Origin of the sequence: Aulosira sp. FACHB-615 (genome assembly GCF_014698045.1) — a bacterium.
GTDB lineage: Bacteria > Cyanobacteriota > Cyanobacteriia > Cyanobacteriales > Nostocaceae > Nostoc_B.
Genome location: NZ_JACJSE010000001.1, coordinates 454,966 through 479,318, shown reverse-complemented (window position 1 = coordinate 479,318; position 24,353 = coordinate 454,966). Strand labels below are relative to the sequence as shown.

The window sequence follows — 24,353 nt, the reverse complement described above, 5'->3', positions numbered from 1 at the left end:
ATTAGGATTAGGGTGTAAGGGGCAGAATCAAGTCAAAAGTTAAAAGTCAAAAGGTTTTTTACTTTTGACTTCCCCGGTATTCAAAACCCTTACACCCATTCTTCATAGACAAACTTTGTGCGGAAGTCCTGACCCCTATACCCCCAAAGCATTCCCGAAAATAAATTACGCTAAACTTGCAACCACAGATACACGCGGATTTAAAGTCAATAGTGCTTGGATGATGATTTGGGGAGAGAATACGGTAAAAGTGTGAAGTGTGTGAAGTATGAAGTGTAAATGTTTATTCTTGTGGGTGGCAAGTTTCGTGGTTATAAATCCTTTATTATTGATTATTCCTCGCCCCTAGCTTATCGCTCTATTTCATCCTACGCTACTAACAGGGGATGCAGCGATCGCATCTCATCATAAGTCCTCTACCTTTTCCCAACTCCAATTTCTTAAATAAAATCCGCAATTCAACTTCGTAACGATGCAGCCTACAGATCCCAATAAATTTACAGATAAGGCCTGGGAAGCAATTGTTAAATCTCAGGATATAGTTCGTGCTTATAAACAACAACAATTAGACGTTGAACATTTAATTATTGCCCTTTTAGAAGAACCCACTAGTTTAGCGATTCGCATTTTAGCACGGGCGGAAATCGACCCCATCCGTTTACAACAGCAACTCGAAGCATATACTCAACGTCAGCCCAAAGTTGCCAATAATGACCAACTTTACCTCGGTCGCACTTTAGATGTGCTGCTTGACCGCGCCGAGGAAGCTAGAGTCAAAATGAAAGATACCTACATTTCTGTAGAACATATTCTCTTAGGTTTTGCAGAAGATGAACGTATTGGGCGGCGGATACTTAAAGGTTTTAATGCGGATAGTGGTACTCTAGAAGCGGCAATTAAAGCTGTACGCGGTAGCCAAAAAGTGACAGACCAAAATCCAGAGTCTCGCTACGAAGCATTGCAAAAATTTGGTAGGGACTTAACAGAACAAGCCAAAGCCGGAAAACTTGACCCAGTTATCGGGCGGGATGATGAAATTCGCCGTGTGATTCAGGTATTGTCACGCCGGAGTAAAAATAACCCCGTTTTAATTGGTGAACCGGGTGTCGGGAAAACTGCGATCGCAGAAGCCTTGGCACAACGTATAATCAACGGTGATGTCCCAGAATCGCTCAAAAATCGGCAATTAATTTCTTTAGATATTGGGAGTTTAATTGCTGGGGCAAAATATCGGGGTGAATTTGAAGACCGCCTGAAAGCCGTCCTCAAGGAAGTTATTGAATCTAATGGACAAATTGTCCTGTTTATTGATGAACTGCACACCGTTGTTGGTACTGGTTCCAACCAACAAGGGGCGATGGATGCAGGGAATTTACTCAAACCGATGCTGGCGCGGGGTGAACTGCGGTGTATAGGCGCGACAACCTTAGATGAATATCGCAAATACATTGAAAAAGACGCAGCCTTAGAACGCCGTTTTCAACAAGTGTTTGTCGATCAGCCTAACGTAGAAAATACTATCTCGATTTTGCGGGGTTTGAAAGAACGCTACGAAGTCCACCACAACGTCAAAATTTCCGACTCAGCCCTAGTGGCGGCAGCTACTTTGTCAGCCAGATATATTTCTGACCGCTTCCTACCCGACAAAGCCATTGACTTAGTAGATGAAGCGGCGGCACAGTTGAAAATGGAAATTACCTCCAAACCCTCAGAATTGGAAACCATCGACCGCCGCTTGATGCAGTTAGAAATGGAAAAACTGTCACTGGCTGGCGAAGAAAAAGTTCCTACTCAAACGCGGGAACGCTTGCAGCGCATTGAACAGGAAATTGACACCTTAAAGGTAAAACAGCAAGAATTTAACGAACAATGGCAAGGTGAAAAGCAGTTATTAGAAGCTATTAGTGTTTTAAAGAAAGAAGAAGAAGCATTGCGCGTACAAATTGATCAGGCAGAACGGGCTTATGATTTGAATAAAGCTGCTCAATTAAAGTATGGCAAATTAGAGGGTGTGCAGCGCGATCGCGAAGCTAAAGAAACCAAACTGTTAGAACTCCAAAGCCAAGGTTCGACTTTGTTGCGCGAACAAGTCACCGAAGCCGACATTGCTGAAATCGTCGCTAAATGGACAGGTATCCCCGTCAACCGTCTGCTAGAGTCCGAACGGCAAAAACTACTGCAACTCGAAAGCCATTTACACGAACGGGTAATTGGTCAACATGAAGCCGTCGAAGCCGTAGCCGCAGCCATTCGTCTCGCCCGCGCCGGGATGAAAGACCCCAGCCGCCCCATCGGTTCGTTTTTATTCATGGGGCCGACTGGCGTAGGTAAAACAGAACTCGCCCGTGCTTTAGCGCAGTTTCTCTTTGATTCAGAGGATGCTTTAGTACGCCTGGATATGTCCGAGTATATGGAAAAACACTCGGTAGCGCGGTTAGTTGGTGCGCCTCCTGGGTATGTGGGTTACGAAGAAGGCGGTCAACTTTCCGAGGCTGTGCGCCGCCATCCTTACTCAGTTGTGTTGTTGGATGAAGTGGAAAAAGCCCATCCAGATGTGTTTAATATTCTGTTGCAAGTACTTGATGATGGTAGAATTACTGATTCTCAAGGCAGAACAGTAGATTTTCGTAATACCGTAATTGTTATGACCAGTAACATTGGTAGCGAACACATTTTAGATGTGTCTGGTGATGATTCTAAATATGACATGATGCGGGAGAGGGTAACAGATGCACTGCGATCGCACTTCCGCCCCGAATTTCTCAACCGTGTAGATGATACCATTCTCTTCCACACCCTCAGCCGTTCCGAAATGCGCCACATCATCCGCATTCAACTCAAGCGCGTTGAGAACTTGTTGAAAGAGCAAAAAATCTCCTTTGAAATCACCCAGGAAGCTTGTGATTACTTAGTAGAAATGGGCTACGACCCTGTTTATGGCGCACGTCCCTTAAAACGAGCAATTCGCCGAGAAGTCGAAAACCCCATCGCTACAAAGATATTAGAAAATACCTTCATTGGCGGTGATACCATCCTCATTGACAAAGCCGAAGACAAATTGATTTTTCGCAAAAAATCCACTGTGAAAGTATCAGTCCCACAGCCAATTACATAACAAGAAGCTATGTATAAATAGCTAATTCGCCGATCAATTGTAGTTTTAGTAAGGAATTTTTTCAACGTGTTTTCAGGCTCTATCCCTTGTGAAACAATCTCTTTAGCCTTGTTATCACCTGTTAAGTTCTACTACTAACTAAGAGTCATAACTTTATCCGGATTAATTAGTATCTACCGAGAACAGTTTATTGGTAGATGCACCTTGATCTTCAACTCCCCTGGCTATTTAACATGGCTGGGGGTTTTTTTGGAAATTTTATCCGGTTAGAGCCAGCCGTCAATAGAACAATTAATTGGTAGATGCACCCTGATAACTAACTCCCCTAGCTGGTTTTCACCAACTGGGGGATTTTTTTTGCGTAATTCCAGAATCAGAAAAGTTTTATCCGGTTAGAGCCAGTCGTCAATAGAACAATTAATTGGTAGATGCACCCTGATAACTAATTCCCCTAGCTGGTTTTCACCAACTGGGGGATTTTTTTTGCATAATTCCAGAATCAGAAAAGTTTTATCCGGTTAGAGCCAGCCGTCAATAGAACAATTAATTGGTAGATGCACCCTGATAACTAATTCCCCTAGCTGGTTTTCACCAACTGGGGGATTTTTTTTGCGTAATTCCAGAATCAGAAAAGTTTTATCCGGTTAGAGCCAGCCGTCAACAGAACAATTAATTGGTAGATGCACCCTGATAACTAATTCCCCCAGAGGCTGCCACCACTGGGGGATTTTTTTATTGATTGCAAACATCATTGCTGCGAGTGCGATTTCCAAGGTGCAGAGATAAAAACATATTTGATTTGTGATAACACTCCTCAGTTATTTACCAAGCAAAAATAATAGTAAATATTCAAATTCTCACAAATCAAGCAGATTTATCTTTGCCAACCTACTAAACCCACAATTTCTAATGCTTCAGCCACTTGTGGATGCAATGTGCAGTACCAAACATCCTCAAAACTCCACTCAACTAAAATAGCAGTCGGAAATGGCGAACCATCAGAGTGAGTCGGCAACACACAATTTAAATGTTTTGCCAGCAAATAGCCAAGCCTAGCATATTGCAAATTCACAGCCCCGTAATGGTCATAACTAGCTGCTTTGGCTAATTCCGAAGTTGTCGTAGTCCGGTTAGGAAAATGATAATGAGCCACCAACATCGCTCGATGTCCCGGTGTAAGGCTGGCTTCAATAGTGGTAAAAGCTTCAGCATATTCTTCAGCCGAGGGGAGAAATTTATCAATGTGAGAGTCAGGAGTATCAATTACCTCTTCCATATCATCCAACGCCGCCGCAATCAGTTCACTGCAAAAGGCGCTTTTTGTGTATCCCATCAATTGCGCTAGTTTCTCTAGGCGGGAGTGGTCTGTAGGTAAGAGTGTTACAGAAAACCTCACTGACTCTTCCTGGCACTGCAACATCTTGTGTGCTAATCTTTGAACCTTAGTCATAATGGCAAAATGCACCAAAAATAATTCATCATTTTTAACACCAGTATTTACGGTGGTCAAATTCTGGTAAAGCAAGTTGCCAGGTTTTATCAAGGTTGGTAACATGGGTTAATGGGTGTACTCATTCAAAGTCCTTACACCGTTCAGCTGACGCTCACGGCGAAGCCCCATACGTTTTCACCCCTAAACCCAGCCTCAATTGACTAAAGCCACAATCAAAAGTGAAAGAAATTACTCATATTTTTTTGCAGACAATATCTTATGTAAATTAGCAATAATCGGTATTTTTTATTTATTCGCAGTAAAATTCAGAGGAGAGCAAGGCTAGATTTGTAGAATTTATTTCAATGAAAAATTCTATCTGAGCGCAGTGGTTTTTAGAATTAATCTCAACCAGATGAAATTCAAAAACCCCGATTTTGTGAAAAAACCGGGGTTAACTTAATTGGCACAAGCTGAGATGAAAACTACTGAAATCTTCCTTATTTTCAGGATGACTTAATTCTTCACTGCTAATTTCAGGATTTGGGAGATCACTCCTAAGCTATCTTCAAACAGGTTCTCACGTCCCCAGCGTTGTACTTGCTGACTCAGCAGTACTTCGGCTTTTTGTTCGGAAAGTGAGCTAACTTGTTGGACTAAACCAGAAGTTTGAGCGCCGCCGTGGGTTTCCATCCGCATACAACCGCCGGTTTCTGTACAAATTAAGGTGCTACAGTCGGCTTTGGGATTGGTGGAACTGAGACGTAATGCAATTAAGTCTCCGGGAATTTCGCCTACATCAGCAACGGGAACTCCGGCTAATTCGGCTTCTATTTGTTTTTGGTCTTGTGCGACAAAGCGAATCCGCAGAATATCATAGTCATCGCGTTGTTTTTGGCAGGAAATTGGCATCCATTCTAGACGACTAGCCAGCCAACCCAAAAACAATAGTGCTTGGGCAGAGTTGCCTTTTTCATAATCCAGCATTACGCGGTCAATATCTTTTAATGCGGCACGACGGTGGGGTGGGTCGTAGGCTTCTGCTGTTAACTCTTGCCATGCTGAGATCCGTCGCCAGTTCAGGTCAGCTAAAGGTACGTTGGTTTCAACCAATTCTTGTAAGCTGAGTAAGTCATGTTCTGGCTCGTTAAAGTTGCAGGAATCAACTATAACGTTGTTGCAAACTGCGGCTAGTCGCTTAAATAAGGGGTTGTTGGGGTCGGGAGTAGCTTTCCACCACAAAAACTTGGGTAAACCACCGATGAGTAATGCGGGAATCATCCCACCAATTCTTTCTAAAGCTGAGGTGGTACCGGAGAGGGTGATGTATTCGCAACAAACCAAAGTGCTGGAAGATTGCTTTTGAATTGGGCAGTAAGCCGAAACTTGAGCTTTTACACCTTCATCTTCGCCGGCGATCGGGCAGAGGGCAATGATCCGGCAGGGGTTACGCAAAGCAATTTCATCAGCAATTCTGGGGCTGGTGACACTGACGTTATAAGAACCGTTACCATTGTCTGTAACGATTCCATTACCTTGACGTTTGCTGTATTCTTCCCGTAGTTTGGCTAAAGTTTCTGGTGTAGTGGTGCCGGTTTCGGGCAGTTCATATTTTTGTTGCGCTAACCGCAGGGCGATGTCAGTTTGTGGCCCTAAAATCCCATCAATGGGGCCGTTATAAAATCCCAGAGATGCCAACAGATATTGGGTTTCTTCGGGTTCGTAAACCACTAAGGTAAAAGTTGTGGCACGAGTGGCTGCGGGTAGTGCGCCATCTTCACCGGTGATGCCGTAACTTTGCCAAATTTGATTCAATTCCGCTTCGATTTCGTTGAGCGAAATGTCTTTGGGGGCTTGGAGTGAAAAAATGGTAGGAGCTTGGGTCATAGTAATTTTGGATTTTGGATTTTGGATTTTGGATTGACGATTTAAGATTTTTGATTAAGAACTACTAAACAGAATTAGCAAGAAATGGTTTTTACTTTTATCTATTACCTATTCGCTATTTATTTAGTCCCTAATCTAAAATCTAAAATCTAAAATCTAAAATTTTACAGTCTGCGCCAGCGACGGCCGTCTTGGTTAATCAAAAATTCGGCTTCTGCGGGTTCCCAGGTACCTGCTTCGTACTTAGGAATGGTGGCTGGGTCTGAGGGCGCATCCCAAACGGAAAGGGCAGGAGTAACTATTTGCCAAGCTGCTTCCACTTCATCCGCCCTGGTGAATAATGTTTGGTCGCCCATCATACAATCTAAGAAGAGGCGATCGTAGGCATCGGAAGTGCCGGAAATCCCAAAGGAACCGTAGCTAAAGTCCATATCTACGGAACGAGTGCGGAATTCTGCTCCTGGCATTTTCACATCAAAACGCAAGGAAATGCCTTCGTTGGGTTGAATCCGCATTGCCAGGACGTTGGCGTTTCTTTGTTGGGCGGCGGACTGGAACATCCGTGAAGGCACTTCACGGAAATGGATGGAAATTTCGCTGACTTTTTTCGGCATTCTTTTGCCAGTCCGCAGGTAGAAGGGTACACCTTGCCAACGCCAGTTATCCACCATGAATTTCATGGCTACATAAGTGGGTGTACCAGAGTTGGGGTCAACTCCTGGTTCTTGGTGATACCCTGGTACTGGCTGTCCTTTCATCCAACCGGCGCTGTATTGACCACGGATGGCAGAACGGGACAAGTTGTGGATATCGGCTAGACGGGTAGCTTGGAGTACTTTAACTTTTTCTGTCCGAATACTGTTAGCATCCATTGAGTTGGGTGCTTCCATTGCTGTTAAGCAATACAGTTGCATTAAGTGGTTTTGCAACATATCGCGGAGTGCGCCGGCTTTTTCATAGTAACCAGCCCGGTCTTCTACACCTACGGTTTCAGCAACGGTAATTTGTACGTGGTCAACAAATTGACGGTTCCACAGTGGTTCAAAAATCGCATTGGCAAAGCGGAACACGAGCAAGTTTTGAACGGTTTCTTTACCTAAGTAGTGGTCAATGCGATAGACTTGATTTTCTTTACAATACTTCTGCACAATCACGTTGAGGCTCTGGGCAGAAGCCAAGTCTCGACCAAAGGGTTTTTCAATTACGAGGCGGTGTTTCTCTGGATTATCCAGCATTCCACCTTCTCCTAGTTGCTTGATGGCTTCGGGGAAGAAGTTGGGAGCAACGGAGAGGTAGAACATCCGATTCCCGCGTGTGCCGCGTTTCTCGTCTAATTCGTTTAATAAGGTTTTAAGTTTTTGGTAACTTTCTGGGTTATCTATATCACCAGGACAATAGAACAAACCCTGAGAAAAGTCTTGCCAAAGTTCTTCTAGTTCAACACCACCGTGTGCTTCTTCCATGCCTTTACGCATTTGTTCACGGAAGTATTCGTGGCTCCATTCCCGACGGGCTACACCAACAATAGTGATTTCTGGTGGCACTCGCCGTTCCCGCCGGAGTTTGTATAATGCTGGAACTAGTTTGCGCCAGGTAAGATCACCAGAAGCGCCAAAGATAACTATAATTTGGGGTTCGGGCATCCCTTGCTGTTGTAGGCCAACGCGCAAGGGATTTTCTAGCAGACTGACCATAACAATTTTTCGATCTTGGAGTTGAGATTTGGAATGGGATGAAGTCTGAAGTATGAATTATGAAGTATGAAATTTCAGACTTCAAACTTCCTACTTCAGACTTCCTACACAGGTGACAATAGCTTGACTTTGTTTTCTAAAGAGTTCATCAAGGACTGGAAAGGTTGAACGAATTTATCAATACCTTCAACTAACAGTTCATCCATTACGGTATTGATATCGATGTTGATGTCTGGATCTTTCAAGCTTTCGATGAGTTGATAAGCTTCTTTAAGTTTGGTTTCCAAGCGATCGCCTACATCGCAGTGGTCAACACAAGCTGCTATTGTCGAGGGTGGTAAGGTGTTAACGGTATCGCGGCCAATTAACTCATCAACATACATCACGTCGCTGTAGTGCGGGTCTTTGGTGCTGGTACTAGCCCAAAGTAACCGTTGTACTTTAGCTCCTTTGGCTGCAAGGGCTTGCCAGCGATCGCTTTCAATAATTTTTTTGTATTCTTGATAAGCTATCTTGGCATTAGCGATCGCTACTTTGCCTTTTACGGCGCTGAGTTTGGCTTCTTGGTTAATATCATCAACGCCACGGTGCAATTTTGCATCGATTTTTGCGTCAATGTTACTATCAATGCGACTGAGGAAAAAGCTGGCAACAGAAGCAATTTTGCTAATGTCTTTATCCTCAGCTACAAGTTTTTCTAAGCCCCGAATATATGCCCAAGCTGTATTGATATAGCTTTGTACAGAAAATAACAAAGTAATATTGACGTTGATCCCGTCGGCTATTACCTGTTCTACGGCTGGTAAACCTGATTCTGTACCGGGAATTTTAATCATGATATTTTCCCGGCCAATTTCTTGAAAATAACGACGGGCTTCGTTAACGGTGGCTTGGGTATCATGAGCAATGGTTGGTGGTACTTCGATACTCACATAACCATCAACTCCATTCGAGGCTTCATATACAGGTCGCAGAATATCAGCAGCGTTACGGATATCTGCAAAAACTAAAGATTCGTAAATTTTATAGGTTGGTAATTGAGCGCGAACACCTGCTTCTATGTCCGCATCATAAATTGCGTTATTGGCGATCGCTTTTTCAAAAATCGCTGGGTTTGAGGTGATTCCGGAGATTCCTTGATTTGCTACCAGATTTTTCAATTCCCCTGATTGAATAATGTCCCGCGTCAAATTATCTATCCAGATACTTTGACCGTATTCTTGAATCTCCTGTAGATGATTGGTGGCCATCGCTGTAGTTCCCTCCGTTTAATGATGTCTCCAAGTGAACTTGGCAATCCATCCGAAATGATGGTGACTTTTGCATTTTGGCTTTGCCAATCACTTATCGCATCGACCAGCTGAAATAATCCCTACTTCTGTTTTTAGTAGCGAGATTTTCTCTTCCTCATCCCCAAGCAGACACTAGCAAATCACGACAAAAATAACTTCACAGTAAGAAACAGTTAAAAATGAATGGTCAATGGTCAACAGTTATCAGTAAATAAACTTTACTTTTGACTTTTGACTTTTGACTTTTAACTTCTAATACTAGTGACCGTTTTGAATAAAAGACTCCACTTTTGCTACCGACTCTTTACTACCAATAATTAGAGGTGTGCGTTGGTGTAATTTTTTCGGCACTACGTCTAGAATGTCTACTAATCCCGTAGTGGCACGACCACCTGCTTGCTCAATCAAAAAAGCCAGAGGTGCCGATTCATACAGTAAGCGTAATTTGCCTTCTGGTTTTTGAATTGTACCTGGGTAGAGAAATACACCACCTTGAACTAAGATTCGATGGATATCACTTACCATCGCGCCACTATAGCGAGCCGAGTAACCCTCTGTCCGATGAACATAGCGGACATATTCTCTAATTGACTCTTCCCACTGCCAAAAATTTCCTTCATTCACACTGTAAACAGAGCCATTATCAGGAATGCGAATATTTTCTTCGGTGAGGATAAACTCTCCCAGGCTGGGATCGAGAGTAAATGAATGCACCCCTCTACCTATACTATAAACCAGCATAGTGCTTGGCCCATATAGTATGTAGCCAGCAGCAATTTGCTTGCGTCCATTGGTCAGTAAATCGGTGGCTAAACCATCAGCGTCGTCTCCTTCTTGTTGGCGAATCGCAAAAATGGAACCCAAGCTGAGGTTAGTATCTGTGTTAGAAGAACCATCTATTGGGTCATACAACAAGGTATAACGACCGACAGGGCAGTTTTCTGGGATGTAATAGGGGTCGTCCATTTCCTCGGAAGCTAGGCGACAAACTAAGCCACTTTGCTTAAACACCGAGATAAACACATCGTTGGCGTAAACATCCATTTTTTTCACAGATTCACCTTGGACATTCACATCCCCGGTAAATCCCAGAACGCCTTCCATTAAACCTGCACGGCTGAGGTGACGGGCAATTAACTTACCCGCAAGGGCAATGCGATTCATCAATGCACTTAAATCCTGGGCATCAGGAGAAAAGCTTTGCAGTTGCTGAAGAACATGACGAGATAAGGTTGTACAATCACGATCTAAGCTTTTATCTGTATGATCGTTGACTGGCAACTCTAGAGATTCTGGCGCTTTAGCCATTTTGGCATTCTCCCTAGCGACTGGTTAATAGTTGGGTGGGTAAAGTCATGGGTAGCAACTCATAGCTGCTGCTTCTATCTTAGAAAGGTAATTTGATAACCTTGACTTGGCTTTAGACAAACTAAAGAAATGGCTCAATTTTGGGTGAATGTCTCAAGGTAGAAAAGTCTCGTTGGCAGTTGAAGTGCTTGCCCCGACCAAGACTAAACAAGGTAAATTTACTTAAAGCGGCTCAGTCATGTTAAACTACGTTACGCCAAGTTTTCTCTAGCTACCAACGTTAGTAATATCACTCCCAGACTTACCTGAACCGTAAAAAACCGACTGCTGCTGAGACTTGGTTTTTAGCTCACAACAGTCGGGTAAAGTTTTGTGTGACGGTTGAATAATTACAACAATTTGTAACTAGGTCATCAGCATCCACATCTCAAACCCAAATATTTAATTTGCTGACTTTTAGTTTTGCAATTGCTGTTAGTCAAATTCTTGCATTACTGCAAACCAATTTGTTACTATTGTCTCCCGCCTAGTTTTAGATTTCTTGTTTTTTCGCCCAACCACCTCGTCTTCCATCATCTCTTGGGTTGTCTTCTCGCGGTTTTGCTTTGTTGACTCTGAGTTGCCGACCCATCCATTCAGCACCATCTAACTCAGCAATGGCAGCGTCTTCTTGAGCGTCTTCTTCCATTTCAACGAAAGCAAAACCTCGCATCCGCCCGGTTTCTCGATCAGTAGGCAAGACAACTCTTTTGACCTCGCCATAGTCTGCAAATACTGCTCTTAAATCTGCTTCAGTAGCGCGGTATGAGAGATTTCCAACGTAAATAGTCATGTGGGATCACGTAATTGTCAACAAACAGAGGTTAGTTCAGCGAGAAAACAGAGATCAACAAACTACAAATTTTGTGTCGTGGCTTATGATTTATTTTCATTGATGGCGAACGTTGTGGCGCAGCAATCATAGTGCTAGCGTGACTTCAACTAAACTGTCCATGCGGCTGAACTTACGCTTACGCTCATAATGATAACTGATTGTGACATTTTTCAAAGTATGGGACATTACAATCCCAAATAACATAAAATAAGCCGAACTTATATTTTTTTTGGATAAAAATTGCTTGTGTTAAGATTAACTGATGTCTTTACCGATTTTGCAAGTTTTTTGTACTGGATCAAAGTCGGATTTTATACATTCTGTTAATTAATCTTTACATTACTCTAAGAAACCAAAAATTAACCTGCAACTTTCCTCTAGCTACGAGTTGGGAGTTGCAGGCATAAAGTGATGAATTTAATTGGAAATTAGCAGCAAATTTATTCAATAGAAATTGTTTGCGGCCCTGTAGCTTTGCCATTGTTGGCTTCGGTTGGAGATTGGGAGTGGCTAGTTACGCCTCTTTGTTGATCTAGCCAGCTTTTGACAGGATCATCCTTAAGGTTCAGTCTGAGTACACCGGAAAAGAAACCACCGAGAAAAGAGACTGGGTGCTGTGTTAATTCTTTAAATATTGGTGACAATTCGTCAAGAAACATTAAAATTCTCCTGGCAATGCCATAAAAAATTATTACTTCTTCATCAATCGTAACGTAGAGGTAGGGAGTAGGGAGTAGGGAATAGGGAGTAGGGAAATTCCGGCCACTCCCCACTCCTTAATTACGAAGTTGGTTGTTGATCTGGAAACATACACTTATCAGAATCACAACCACTAGGGCCTGCTTCCATTAACTCGCCAGAGTCGTAGCGGCTGAGAACAGCACAGAAGTCATCGGTTTTGCGTCGCGCTAACACTTCTTGAGATAAACGCTCATAGGTGGCTTTGTCTATGGGTTCAAATGGCAAGCGGGGGAATGATTGTAAATCGTCAAATCGTGCTAACAGGGCGGCGGAGATATAGCCTTCATCATTTTGGATGGCTTCGTAAATGCGTGTTCCCAAGGGTTCCACTTCATCAGCGCGGAGTTCTAGGGTAGCGGATGTGTTGTGGGTGACGTAATGGCGCTGCACTTGCATGACAAAATCAAATTGGGCTAAGACGGGGAATCTAGAAACATCAATTTGATCAGCACCGGGTAAATCAGCCCAAGGTACAGCAACGGGAATTTCTACCAACCATTCGCTGACGCGGGGATCGAAGGGGTCGTTTAATAAGTTACCTTGTTCGTCTTTGTCTGATTGGGAGGGAATGACATTATAACCATAGTCAATACAGGCTAAGGCTACGGGGTCATTTTTGCGGAAAGTGATGCGGCGAATAAATCTTTGAGCTTTAGGTGGGTGCCATCCAGAACTCGCACCAGATAATAGAGCTTTAGTGCCACTGGGTTGGACTGTAGTACAGCGATTAGGGCGTTTGATGTGATGGCGATCGCAATAATCCCACACTGCTTTGTGTACTACTTCTCTCCAAAAGCTGAGATATTTTTCTTCTTGGTGTTTAAATGCTAACCCTTGGGGAGTAGCTGGTCTGCCTTCTGCCCACCAGCGCAACCAGTCTACACCAAAAGCATGAACAAAGAAATCAAATAAGCCGGTAAAAGAAACTCCAACAATTGGGTCTAATTCCCGACTATATTGATAGCGCGGTTCTAAGAATTTATGGTTGAGAAGTGTCGCTACAGATAACGCCCCAGCCGTGAAAGCTTCCTCTTGTTCTTTGTAATTAAATGGGTCAATTTGATTGAGATGAATCTCTGAAAGATTACAGTGGAAGTTGCTACCAATAATTTCCATTTTGTTAACCCAGAGGCTCTTTATCCTCTAGTTCTACGAGTTCTTGATTCCTCGTAGATCCGACTATATTTTCTACTAATATTTAGTAGCCGGAGACTCGTGGAGCCGTTATTTCTAACGTGGGCATAACCCAGATTATATTCTTTTTAAACTACGTAAATTTCTGATTATTTATAGCTTAAAAAGTTTCACTCTCTAGTCTGTACAGTGTCTAAGGTTTTTTAATTCCTTTGATTACCTCGGTATTCCCAATCGCAGGGTTCACCGATTTTCCCCGGTGTTTAACGTGAGGCAAAATTACTTACCACACGGGTTTAAACCAAAGCGAGCTAAACGATGTTCTAATTCATCCGCATTAATATAAGGATATTTTTGTTGCAACCAGTCTTTAGCTGTTCCTTGGTCGTAAGCTTGCAAGAACTCTTTTTTCAATGCTTGGGTAGCAAGCAAATCAATGTTAGCTCTCGCAACAGCTTCACCAGCCCATTGAATTGCACCTTCGCCACTGTAATATTGTTTTTGAACAGCTGCGATCGATTCTTCTAAGGTTGGTTTGCGGTGAAATACACGGGTATGATTCGCCATACGTAGAGAATCACGCTCAGGATCAATGCGCCAGTTACCGTTTTCATCTTGTTGCCAGAGATTATCTTTGGCATTTGCCCCTAGTTCATCGTCAGCAGTAAACTGACGCATCCCAGCTGAGCGCCTAATGTTTCCGGCAACAATTGTTACTGCTGCTTCATCGATTAATAAGCAGCACTCTACAGAATTTAATTGTCTGCCTAAAGCTTTATTTAAAATGTCAGCACAACGTTGATACAATCCAGGCAATTTTACCGGATTGGCAACACCGCCAAAACCGTTGAGGGTTTCTCCGGCTTGACGGACATCACTGATATCAACACATACTTCTACATCATCTGTAAATCTTTCATCCGTGGAGAGTTCCAACAGAGTTTGATAAGATGCAACCCAACCTTCGCGGCTATCGCCGACATGAATGGTAACGCGGTTGCCTTCTATATCGGTTTGTGTAAATTCACGACGTAAGTTTTTCGGAGTGCTGCCGATTTCGCCTTGTACTGTGACATGAAGGCGATTGCGGATAGAAGGCAGTTGATTAATATACTGTGGTTCGATGATGGCTCCTGTACCGCAGCCCATCATAGCCAAGTCCATCATCAACCCGAAGGCTTTCCAGTCTTGGAGATTGGTGGACGTGCAGTTATACCCACCGGAGAAGTTCTTGGGTTTGTTTATCCAATCTGTACCGCCTACCCACAACCAGCGGCCGCTAGGTAAAGCTTTGAGTTGGCGTTGGGTTTTTTCTAGGAGGGCAATTTCTTCTGAGTTGAGTTTACCTAATTCGATTAAACCTTGGATGGTGCGATCGCACACTTCATCGTAAGATTCTCTCAGCCCTACCCCAGTCCGGCGGCTGTAAGTCCTGAAAAACACAGGATTGGCTGCTGGCGCGGTTTCGGGAAATTTAACACCCTGACGTTTTCTTTCAAGCTCTCGAACCATAATCCAGTCTTGTTGCTTTTGAACAGATTACGACTATACGCCAAGTAGGTTGAGGATAAAAGATTGCAAAATTTCCCACTTTGCGCTACGTCTGTAGCTGTACCAATTGCAACGAAACTACATAATGTCCCTTGCTCCTTGGCGAAGTGCGATCGCTCGCGCCCTACATCGCAACCGTAGTCTGATATACTCTCGTTACCTACAACTGGCGACAATCCGGGCAGATCATCGTCCTGCTAATCGGACTGTAGTCTTTCGTGACTTTCTCAACGATACCAATCAGCTAAAATTTATTACTGACACCCGTAGCGATAAAATTGACCAAATAAAATCTCAACCTTGGGCGGAAGCTTGCTGGTATTTCCCCAACACCCGCGAACAGTTTCGCATTGCTGGCGGCTTAACTTTAGTAGATAGTAATGATGCTGCACTACAATCAGCCAGACTTGCTACTTGGCAAGCCCTCAGCGATGCAGCGCGGTTACAATTTGCTTGGCCTCATCCCAGTAAACCTAGAGACACAACCCCAGAGGCGTTTACACCACCAGCCCCTGATCCTTTACAACCAGTTGTCAATTTTTGCTTGCTATTACTTGATCCCGTAGAAGTTGATCATTTAGAATTGCGCGGCGAACCACAAAATAGAACTATTTATCAGCTTGGTGAAAATCAAGAATGGCATCGAGAGGAAGTAAACCCTTAATTTTCAAGAAACAGCCAAGGGTTTGACTGTTTAACCACGACTTCAGTTGTTTGGTGCTAGGTATAAATTAACGCAATGCCTTGCATAGAAGGAATACTAGGTATTGAAAAATTCTGACACTCTCAGGACTTACGCACAAAGATTATCTGTGGAGATTGGGTGTAAGGGTGAAAGGGTTTGGGGTGTAAGGATTTTGAATCAGTACACACGCCACTTGGCTCAAGTCGGGAAACCCGCCCACGCGAGTGGCTCCCCTATACACCTGAACCCCTACACCCTCGCCAAAACCCTTGATTTTTCGTTTTGATGCGTAAGTCCTAACTCTAACATTCCGGGAAAGTTATACCATTTTGGATTTTAGATTTTAGATTTTGGATTGAGATAGGCTTTACTGGTAAGCTTTTGGGCAATTCATTTGTCGCAATCATTCTTCAATTTGGTATTAACTTTTTTGATAGCGCATTCCGGGGAGTTGGGAAACTAAACCCATAAGTTCGAGTTGTAACAACAAACCAGAAACAGAACTGGCGGGAATGCCGGTTGTTTGAACGATCGCATCAAAGGGTACAGTATTGTAAGCGATCGCATCAATTATCTGTTGCATTTGCGGTGATAAATTCGGCAAATTTAACTGTTCTGTGGTTTGGGAAGGTGCGACTGTATCTAACTTGGGTACAGCACCCAACAAAGTTAATAGTTCATCTAATTCTCGAAAAATTATGGAAGCGCCTTGGGAAATTAACTTTAAACAACCTTGGGATGGATAATCATCTAATCTTCCTGGTAGTGCATAGATATCTCTGCCAAAATCGTTGGCGTAGGTAGCAGTAATTAACGCACCAGATTTTAAAGGTGCTTCCATTACCAAAATTGCCCGACTTAAGCCAGCAATAATTCGATTGCGTCGGGGAAAATGAGTGCGGTCAGGCGGAGTTTTGGCGGGATATTCGCTTAACACTAAACCTGCGCCTAAAATCTGGTGGTACAAATCTCGGTTTTTGTGGGGATAAATCACATCTACACCCGTTCCTAAAACTGCGAGTGTGCGTCCCCCAGCTTTGATGGTGGCGCTGTGACTTTCGGTGTCAATTCCCTCCGCCATCCCAGAAACCACAGTAAAGCCATTTTTCGCCAAAGCTGTGCTGATTTGGCGAGTCCAACGAATCCCATACTCCGAAGGTTGACGAGTACCAACAATTCCCACCATCGGTTTTTGTCCGAAGTTTTCAGCTAAATCAACTTCACCCCGATAGTACAAAACAGGCGGCGGACTGGGCGTTTCTAGGAGTAAGCGGGGATATTCTGCATCGGCTGGTGTCCAAAAATGCGGGTTTTCTTGTTGGTGTTGGGTAAGTAATTGTTCTGGATGTAACTGCGATCGCATTTTGATTACTTTGCCCAAAGTTTGCAAACCAAAACCCTCAACTTCCCCCAATTCAGCTTTACTAGCTTCCCAAGCTGTAGATAAACTGCCAAAATGCTGTTTTAAACGTTGCAATAAAACTGGGCCAATTCCCGAAATTTGCCCCCAAGCTAACCAATATGCCCTTTCTTCTACCACTGACTGATCCTCACACCCACTCTCGTTGAGTATTCCCAAATCATCCGCAGTAGCTACAGTTTTTTCAAAAAGAGGGGATAGGTTAGAGGTTACAGGTTACAGGTTACAGGTTATGGGGTTGTTATGACTAAACGCTCCCCTCCCCGCTTGCGGGGAGGGGTTGGGGGTGGGGTTGAATCTACCTCATCCAACCGAGAACCGCTATATTGCGAGTGCAACAATGTGGCAACACCCTAATTTTTAACAACTTTTAAAGTTTGTAAGCTTGGATCTGCACATCCACTGATTATCCCGCCCATTGCTTGAATTTGTTGTAGATATGATATGGCTGCTTGAGTGATTAATTCTCCTGGCATTAAAACGGGGATTCCGGGAGGATAGGGACAGATAATTTCGGCACAAATGCGATCGCTTGTTTGTTCTATTGGTAAAGTTTCATGAGTGGCAAAAAACGCCGTTCGGGGTGATATCTGCACAGTATACTCGGCAAAATTCTGCTCAAGTGGAGTCTTGATCACAACTCTGTGTCGGTGATACTTTTCGGCAAGAATTTGGCAAGCTTGAATTAATTGCTCAATATCATTGATGGTGTTTCCCAAACTAATAATAAAAGTCAAATTATGTAAGGAAGCAAATTCCGCAGTCACACCCAACTTTTCATCTAAAATTTCCTCCGCTTCAAACCCAGTTAAACCCAAATTACTGACGTTAATTGTTAACCGAGTTCTATCTAATTCTCGAAAACCGGGTGATAATTGTGGCGACAAAATTGCTAAACCGGGAATTTGGCTGATTTGATTTCTAGCTATATCTGCAAGTTGCAAAGTCTGTGACATGAGTTGTTCACCATTCAACGCCATTTGTTGACGTGCGGCATCTAACGAAGCTAAAAGTATGTAACTCGGACTGGTAGACTGGACAAGTTGCAGAGCTTTACTAATGCGATCGCTATCAATTCTCTTTCCTTGAATATGCAGCATCGATGCTTGTGTCATTGCACCAAGAACTTTATGAATTGACTGCACAGTTAAATCTGCACCTGCGGCTAAAGCTGGGGTAGGTAATTCAGTATGAAAAGCGAAATGTGCGCCGTGGGCTTCATCTACCAACAACGGAATATTATATTGATGGGTGATGTTGGCGATCGCACCTAAATTTCCACAAACACCATAATATGTGGGATACACTATTAACACCGCTTTGGCATCGGGATGCTGTTTCAGGGCAGTTGCCACAGCTTTGGGCGTGATACTGTGGGCAATATCAAAAACTGGGTCATATTCGGGATTGATAAAAATTGGTATTGCACCAGAAAGAATTAAACCCGCGATCGCTGAAGAATGTACATTGCGCGGCAAAATGATTTTATCGCCCATACCGCAAGTAGCCAGAATTGCTGCCTCAATGCCACAGGTAGAACCATTGACAAGAAACCATGTTTGTGAAGCACCAAACGCCTCTGCTGCTAATGTTTGGGCGGCTTGAATTACACTTTGGGGAGAAGACAAACTATCTAACTCAGCTAATTCCGTTAAATCTGCCCTAAATAACTTTTCGCCCAGTAAATCAGCCAATACTGGCGATATTCCTTGACCCCGCTTATGTCCAGGCGTGTAAAACGGCGCGTGAGCCTTGATTGTACAAGCTTTGAGCGCATCTAATAAAGGTGCTTCCTTTTGGTTGAGCATTAATCTATAGCAATCTTATTTGATTGATGAGAATCGAGAGGCTCAGATCCCCGACTTCTTCAAGAAGTCGGGGATCTTTGGGTTCACTAATGATTTGGGAATGCTATGAAAGTTTCAGACTTCACACTTCATACTTTTAATTTTTTCTTAATCTCCGCTTGATTGTCGGTTGATAAGTTCATCGCATTTATAAGGCAAATTCATTAAGGGTGGATATGGATTTTATCAATTGCGATCGCCTCTTATCAAATCGTTATAGAAGGCGGAGTGTTTTATTGGGTGCGGGATTTTTTACAGGTTTAGCATTAACTAGCCAATGGGAACCAGCATTAGCAACATCCAGATTTTCTAGCTATCCCTTTACCTTGGGTGTAGCGTCTGGCGACCCCCTACCAGATAGAGTCGTGTTATGGACAAGATTAGCACCCGACCCCTTAAATGGCGGTGGAATGCCACCAAGAAATGTGGTGGTACATTGGGAAGTCGCCCTAGATGAGAATATGCGAAAAGTTGTCCGACGTGGTAGAACTTTAGCGATCGCAGATTTAGCCCACTCAGTACACGTTGATGTCTCAGGCTTAGAACCTAACCGTTGGTATTGGTATCAGTTCCGCGTCAGTAATGAACTTAGTCCCATCGGCCGGACTCGCACAGCACCAGCATTCAACAGTTCTCTTCAACAACTCAACTACGCCTTTGTTTCTTGTCAAGATTGGCAAAATGGCTTCTACACCGCCTACCGCCATCTAGCCGCAGAAGATATTGACTTAGTTGTACATTTGGGTGATTACATTTACGAGTACGGGCCAGAAACAGGCGGGCCACGTCAGCATAATAGCCCAGAAATTATGACTCTGAGAGACTACCGTAACCGTCACGCACTTTATAAAACCGACCCAAATTTACAAGCGGTTCATGCAGCTTTTCCTTGGATAGTCACCTGGGATGACCATGAAGTAGAAAATAACTACGCCAACTTAATTTCTGAAGATAACGTCAACCCAGAAGTCTTTGCTCAACGTCGCGCCAATGCTTACAAAGCCTACTATGAACACATGCCATTGCGGTTGTCTTCATTTCCCAATGGTGCGAACCTCCAACTTTATCGGCGCTTGAGTTATGGCAACTTAGCTCAGTTCCACGTTTTAGATACTCGTCAATATCGCACAGACCAACCTTGTAATGATGGACTCAAACCCCTTTGTGTGCAAGCCTTTGATGAAAATGCCACAATGACAGGTTCACAGCAAGAACGCTGGCTATTCAACGGCTTAGACCAATCTCGCGCCCGTTGGAATATTATTGCTCAACAGACAATGTTTGCTCAATTTGATTTTGACCCTCGCCCAGAAATTGGATTATTCAATGTAGACCAATGGGATGGTTATGTAGCCGCACGTAATCGAATTGTGAACTATCTCAACTATCGCCGACCTTCTAACCCTGTAGTCATTACAGGCGATATCCATTCCAGTTGGGTACACGACATCAAACTTGACTTTAATAATCTTGCTTCCCCTACTGTGGCGACTGAGTTCGTTGGTACTTCCATCACCTCAGACTTCCCCACATCATTTATTGCACCAGTGCAAGCCGCCTTGAGAAGTAATCCCCACACCAAGTTTTTCGATGGCGCATTCCGGGGTTACGTCCGTTGCCAAGTTACTCCTAAACAGTGGCAAAGTGATTATCGGGCAGTTTCTAGCATTGTTGACCCCAATGCTTCTATCAGCACCCTAGCTTCCTTCATTGTCCAAGATGGACAACCAGGAGCATATCGCCAAGCTTGATTCTTGTGTGCTGTTAATAACCAAATTTTTGTAGATTGAGCATCAGTTATTTTTATATTGCTACGCCCACTGTACATTTTTGTAGAAACAGGATTTACGCAAAAATAACGTAACTCCGTCATTACGAGCGAAGCCGAAGCCGCAAGCCAAAGGCGTGGCGGGAAGTAATCTCCCCTGACGCTGGGATTGCTTCCCTACACTCCGTTCCGGTCGCAATGACAATATTGGCGTTGCCTAAATCCTAAGAAAGTCGAAACCAGCAATTTTGCGTGTGTTTTAGTAATTTCACAGAAAAAATATAAAGTTTTATAAATTTCTGCGTAATTTCTAGGAGCGACACTGAAGTCATTATTAGGACAACAAATAAATTCGTTCATACAATCAACCAAGCCAGCAAGGAAGTTATCATGGAACCTCAAACATTACAATCAAAGACTCTTGATCCTGCACAACTCCAGAAACTTGAAGAAGAAATTGAACAAGAAATGGTAGAAATATTAAAGAGTTCTAAGATTCGTACTCTACTTCAACAGTACGGTATAGCATGTGAGAACGTGATTAAAATTCAGCTACAGTGTGATATAGAACTGGCTCACAGTCAATCTGATAGTGGTGTTGATGAAAAATCAGTTCAAACATTTTTAACTGGAATTCGACCACCAAATGTATTAAAATTGAAGTGCTGTGAAGATTGGCAAGGTAATTGTATTAAGTGCTAACAATGTATGAAAGTATTGTTTGCCTAAGCTTAAAGCTTTTATCTTTTATTCTTGTCTCAGAAAAATTTTTTGAACTAGTAACTTAGCTCATATAAATAAGTTCTAGTATCATCAATAGTGAATGATACTTACCTTCCAAAAAATGTTTACTCAGTGGTAAAATACCTGTAACTATATATACTAAATATAAGCAGAAACTTCACTAAGTAAAAGTTTTTGGAGGGGAGTACATTTAGGTATGAGTTTTTGGATCTGGTTTACAGGTATAGGGTTAACATTATTTGGAGCAATTGCTTTCTCCTCAAATTCTGCTATTGCTCAAATCTCCGCAGATGATACTTTACCTAATAATTCTGTTGTAAGACTACAAGGCAATACTATCTTCATTGAAGGTGGGACGCGTGTCCAAAGTAACTTATTCCATAGTTTTAAGCAGTTTTCTATAGGTGAGAACACAACTGCTGAGTTTACAAATATTGATAATGTTCAAAATATTATTAGTCGAGTTACAGGCAACTCTATTTCTCGAATTGATGGTGCATTGAAAGCCCCAAGTGCGAATCTATTTTTAATTAATCCCAACGGAATTGTATTTGGGCCTAGTGCTGTAATAGACATTGGTGGTTCATTTCTTGCAACTACAGCCAGTAGTATTAACTTTGCAGATGGGAAAAAATTTAGTGCTACAGAAACCCAAGCAACTCCTACATTATCAGTGAGTATTCCTATAGGCTTGCAATTTGGAGCGACTGCGGCTCCTATTCGTAATCAATCCCAAGCTAGTCCAGGTGATGCAACTAACACATTTGGCCTACCAGTAGGCTTACAGGTTAAACCAGGTAGAACCTTGGCACTTGTGGGCGGTGAAATTACGCTGGAAGGTGGAAATTTAAGAGCGGAGTCAGGGAGAATTGAGTTAGGCAGTGTTGGTAGTAATAGTCTGGTCAGACTAAACCCAATAAATCAAGGTTGGGTTTTAGGATATGAAGGAATCCCAAATTTTCAAAATATCAAACTGATTAAGCGAACGCTTGAAGGTGTAGAGTCTTCATCTCAGATAGATGTCAGTGGTATAGGTGGCGGTAACATTCAGCTGCAAGGTCAAATAGTAGAGATAATTGGTGATTTGGTACGTGTACGTAATCGGAATAATGGCATCGGAGACGGTGGAGAAACAAAAATTAGTGCGAGACAATTAATTATTCGAGATGGTGCACAAGTGTTAAGTTCCACTAGAGGTAGCGGTTCAGGAGGTAGCTTGATTGTTAATGCCTCCGAGTTAGTGGAACTGAGTGGTAATGTTAACACAAATGATAATAGGAATTTCCCAAGCGTACTGTCTAGTGTCACTACCTTTATAGGCAGCAACAGATTTGAAGGTAAAGCAGGTGATGTTACGATTAATACTAAAAGACTGATTATCCGAGATGGAGCAGAAGTCTCAACGGAGTCTAGTGGACTATTAAGGAACCCACAAGAATTTCTACCAGCTACAGGAAAAGGAGGAAATTTGACCGTAAATGCGTCTGAGTCCATAGAATTAATGGGACGCACAGCAGATGGTCTCCCTAGTGGCTTATTAGCTAGAACTCTAGGTTCTGGTAATGCTGGAAGAATCGCAATTAATACAGGAAAATTGATTGTACGAGATGGTGCTGCATTAACTGTCAGTAGTCAACTTCCAAGACTTAGACCAAACGTAGTCTACCAAGAAAATCCTAATAATTTAGGAGCAGCAGGCGAAATAAATGTCAATGCCCGCTCCATAATTCTAGATAATAAAGGACAAATAACCTCTAATAGCCTAACGGGTCAAGGTGGAAATATCTCACTAAATGTGCGGGATGTACTGTTATTGCGTCGCAATAGTCAAATCTCCACTAATGCAGGTACAGCCAATGCTCCCGGAAACGGTGGAAATATCACTATCAATGCACCGAATGGTTTTATTGTCGCCACTCCCCAAGGTAATAACGATATTACAGCCAATGCCTTTTCTGGTGCTGGTGGTAGGATTATCATTAATGCCAATAATATATTTGGATTTGTGCCACGCACTCGCGCTGACTTAGTACAACTCTTAGGTACTGAAGATTCCCAACAACTAAACCCCAATCGACTCCCCACCAGCGATATTACCGCTTTTTCCCAACAAAACCCTTCATTAAACGGTACTATTCAAATTAATACACCCGATGTTGACCCCAGTCGTGGTTTGCTCGAACTCCCCGCAGAACCATTTGATGCTTCGCGGCAAATTGCCACATATTGTAAACCAGGGGGGAAATTCAAAAGAGGTTCTTTGATTGCTACAGGTAAGGGTGGAATTGCACCCAGCCCCACAGACCCTTTAATGGATGACTCGGTTTTAGTAAATTGGATTACTCTTGATGGTGAAAGTGAAAATAGCGTGAGTTATACACCCCATCATATAAGTAAACGAGAATTAGATTCTGTCACTCTAGAAACTCAAATTGTTCCCGCCCAAGGCTGGGTACAAGATGGTAAAGGTAATGTGACTTTAGTTGCACAAGCACCAACAGTGACACCCCATAGTCCATTGCTCAATTCTGTTGCTTGTGCTGCTAATTTGTAATTAGATTTCATAAAGCTGTGACAATCGAGATTTCCACAACCGATAAAATTTGAAAGTAGGCGGCGCAGTAGACAAAGATTTTTACTACCACTCCAGTTGTCATACCATTTCACTTTAAAAATGATACGGATATGCAAGTAGCGCCTCGACTTCTCCTGACGGAGACGCTGCGCGAACGCTCGGCGACCAGAAGCAGAGTTGCAGAGGAAGCGATTTCTATCAGTAATTTCGTGAAATGGTATCAATTCCATATCTGTGGTTCCCCCTGCTCAAACAATGGGTAAAAATAATTTCAAAACAGGAGAGA

15 protein-coding genes and 2 pseudogenes are annotated in these 24,353 nt (G+C 43.0%); 6 read left to right on the top strand and 11 right to left on the bottom strand.

Features of this window, described 5'->3' with window-relative positions:
* Window positions 1-279 precede the first annotated feature (279 nt).
* Complete coding sequence (locus H6G77_RS36140; protein WP_277877193.1) at window positions 280-411, top strand: hypothetical protein; 132 nt, start codon at window positions 280-282, stop codon at window positions 409-411.
* Between the two features lie 61 nt (window positions 412-472).
* Complete coding sequence (clpB, locus tag H6G77_RS01905) at window positions 473-3,115, top strand: ATP-dependent chaperone ClpB (protein ID WP_190588022.1); 2,643 nt, start codon at window positions 473-475, stop codon at window positions 3,113-3,115.
* A gap of 874 nt (window positions 3,116-3,989) precedes the next feature.
* Here the strand turns inward: clpB and H6G77_RS01900 are convergent.
* The 9 genes and pseudogenes from H6G77_RS01900 to nrdJ (H6G77_RS01860) all read right to left on the bottom strand — a co-directional run.
* Window positions 3,990-4,670 carry a hypothetical protein gene (locus tag H6G77_RS01900; protein ID WP_242049127.1) on the bottom strand — a complete coding sequence of 227 codons (681 nt, stop codon included), beginning with the start codon at window positions 4,668-4,670 and terminating at the stop codon, window positions 3,990-3,992.
* 393 nt (window positions 4,671-5,063) lie between these two features.
* Window positions 5,064-6,434 (bottom strand): glucose-6-phosphate dehydrogenase assembly protein OpcA, encoded by a 1,371-nt coding sequence (gene opcA / locus H6G77_RS01895; protein ID WP_190870673.1) that lies wholly within the window; start codon window positions 6,432-6,434, stop codon window positions 5,064-5,066.
* A gap of 164 nt (window positions 6,435-6,598) precedes the next feature.
* A complete protein-coding gene (gene zwf, locus H6G77_RS01890; RefSeq protein ID WP_190870672.1) occupies window positions 6,599-8,128 on the bottom strand; it encodes a glucose-6-phosphate dehydrogenase in 1,530 nt (509 codons plus the stop codon).
* A gap of 104 nt (window positions 8,129-8,232) precedes the next feature.
* The gene (gene tal / locus H6G77_RS01885) at window positions 8,233-9,378 is read right to left on the bottom strand and encodes a transaldolase (protein ID WP_190588019.1); all 1,146 of its coding nucleotides are present in this window, start codon (window positions 9,376-9,378) and stop codon (window positions 8,233-8,235) included.
* Window positions 9,379-9,678: 300 nt separating this feature from the next.
* Window positions 9,679-10,728: a class 1 fructose-bisphosphatase gene (gene fbp, locus H6G77_RS01880; RefSeq protein ID WP_190588018.1), complete on the bottom strand. Its 1,050-nt coding sequence runs from the start codon at window positions 10,726-10,728 to the stop codon at window positions 9,679-9,681.
* A 532-nt stretch (window positions 10,729-11,260) separates the two neighbouring features.
* Window positions 11,261-11,560, bottom strand: coding sequence for an RNA-binding protein (locus tag H6G77_RS01875; RefSeq protein ID WP_190588017.1), 300 nt, complete (start codon window positions 11,558-11,560; stop codon window positions 11,261-11,263).
* Window positions 11,561-12,042: 482 nt separating this feature from the next.
* The gene (locus H6G77_RS01870; protein ID WP_190588016.1) at window positions 12,043-12,261 is read right to left on the bottom strand and encodes a hypothetical protein; all 219 of its coding nucleotides are present in this window, start codon (window positions 12,259-12,261) and stop codon (window positions 12,043-12,045) included.
* A gap of 121 nt (window positions 12,262-12,382) precedes the next feature.
* Window positions 12,383-13,456 (bottom strand): annotated as a pseudogene (gene nrdJ / locus H6G77_RS01865) (ribonucleoside-triphosphate reductase, adenosylcobalamin-dependent); the annotation flags it as partial.
* Between the two features lie 303 nt (window positions 13,457-13,759).
* Window positions 13,760-14,989, bottom strand: a pseudogene (gene nrdJ / locus H6G77_RS01860) (ribonucleoside-triphosphate reductase, adenosylcobalamin-dependent); the annotation flags it as partial.
* Window positions 14,990-15,113: 124 nt separating this feature from the next.
* On the opposite strand from nrdJ (H6G77_RS01860), the gene H6G77_RS01855 reads away from it, so the two are divergent.
* Entirely contained in the window at window positions 15,114-15,692 is a 579-nt protein-coding gene (locus tag H6G77_RS01855) for an Npun_F5749 family FMN-dependent PPOX-type flavoprotein (protein ID WP_190870671.1), read from the top strand.
* Between the two features lie 442 nt (window positions 15,693-16,134).
* On the opposite strand, the gene dprA is transcribed toward H6G77_RS01855, so the two are convergent.
* Both dprA and H6G77_RS01845 read right to left on the bottom strand, forming a co-directional pair.
* Window positions 16,135-17,253 (bottom strand): DNA-processing protein DprA, encoded by a 1,119-nt coding sequence (gene dprA / locus H6G77_RS01850; RefSeq protein ID WP_190870670.1) that lies wholly within the window; start codon window positions 17,251-17,253, stop codon window positions 16,135-16,137.
* 233 nt (window positions 17,254-17,486) lie between these two features.
* Window positions 17,487-18,941 carry an aminotransferase class I/II-fold pyridoxal phosphate-dependent enzyme gene (locus H6G77_RS01845; RefSeq protein WP_190870669.1) on the bottom strand — a complete coding sequence of 485 codons (1,455 nt, stop codon included), beginning with the start codon at window positions 18,939-18,941 and terminating at the stop codon, window positions 17,487-17,489.
* A gap of 215 nt (window positions 18,942-19,156) precedes the next feature.
* Here H6G77_RS01845 and H6G77_RS01840 point away from each other — a divergent pair, with 215 nt between their 5' ends.
* The 3 genes from H6G77_RS01840 to H6G77_RS01830 all read left to right on the top strand — a co-directional run bounded on the left by H6G77_RS01840 (window position 19,157) and on the right by H6G77_RS01830 (window position 24,046).
* Complete coding sequence (locus tag H6G77_RS01840) at window positions 19,157-20,731, top strand: alkaline phosphatase (protein ID WP_190870668.1); 1,575 nt, start codon at window positions 19,157-19,159, stop codon at window positions 20,729-20,731.
* Window positions 20,732-21,138: 407 nt separating this feature from the next.
* The gene (locus H6G77_RS01835; RefSeq protein WP_190870667.1) at window positions 21,139-21,450 is read left to right on the top strand and encodes a hypothetical protein; all 312 of its coding nucleotides are present in this window, start codon (window positions 21,139-21,141) and stop codon (window positions 21,448-21,450) included.
* A 238-nt stretch (window positions 21,451-21,688) separates the two neighbouring features.
* Entirely contained in the window at window positions 21,689-24,046 is a 2,358-nt protein-coding gene (locus tag H6G77_RS01830; RefSeq protein ID WP_190870666.1) for a filamentous hemagglutinin N-terminal domain-containing protein, read from the top strand.
* The last annotated feature ends 307 nt before the right edge of the window (window positions 24,047-24,353 follow it).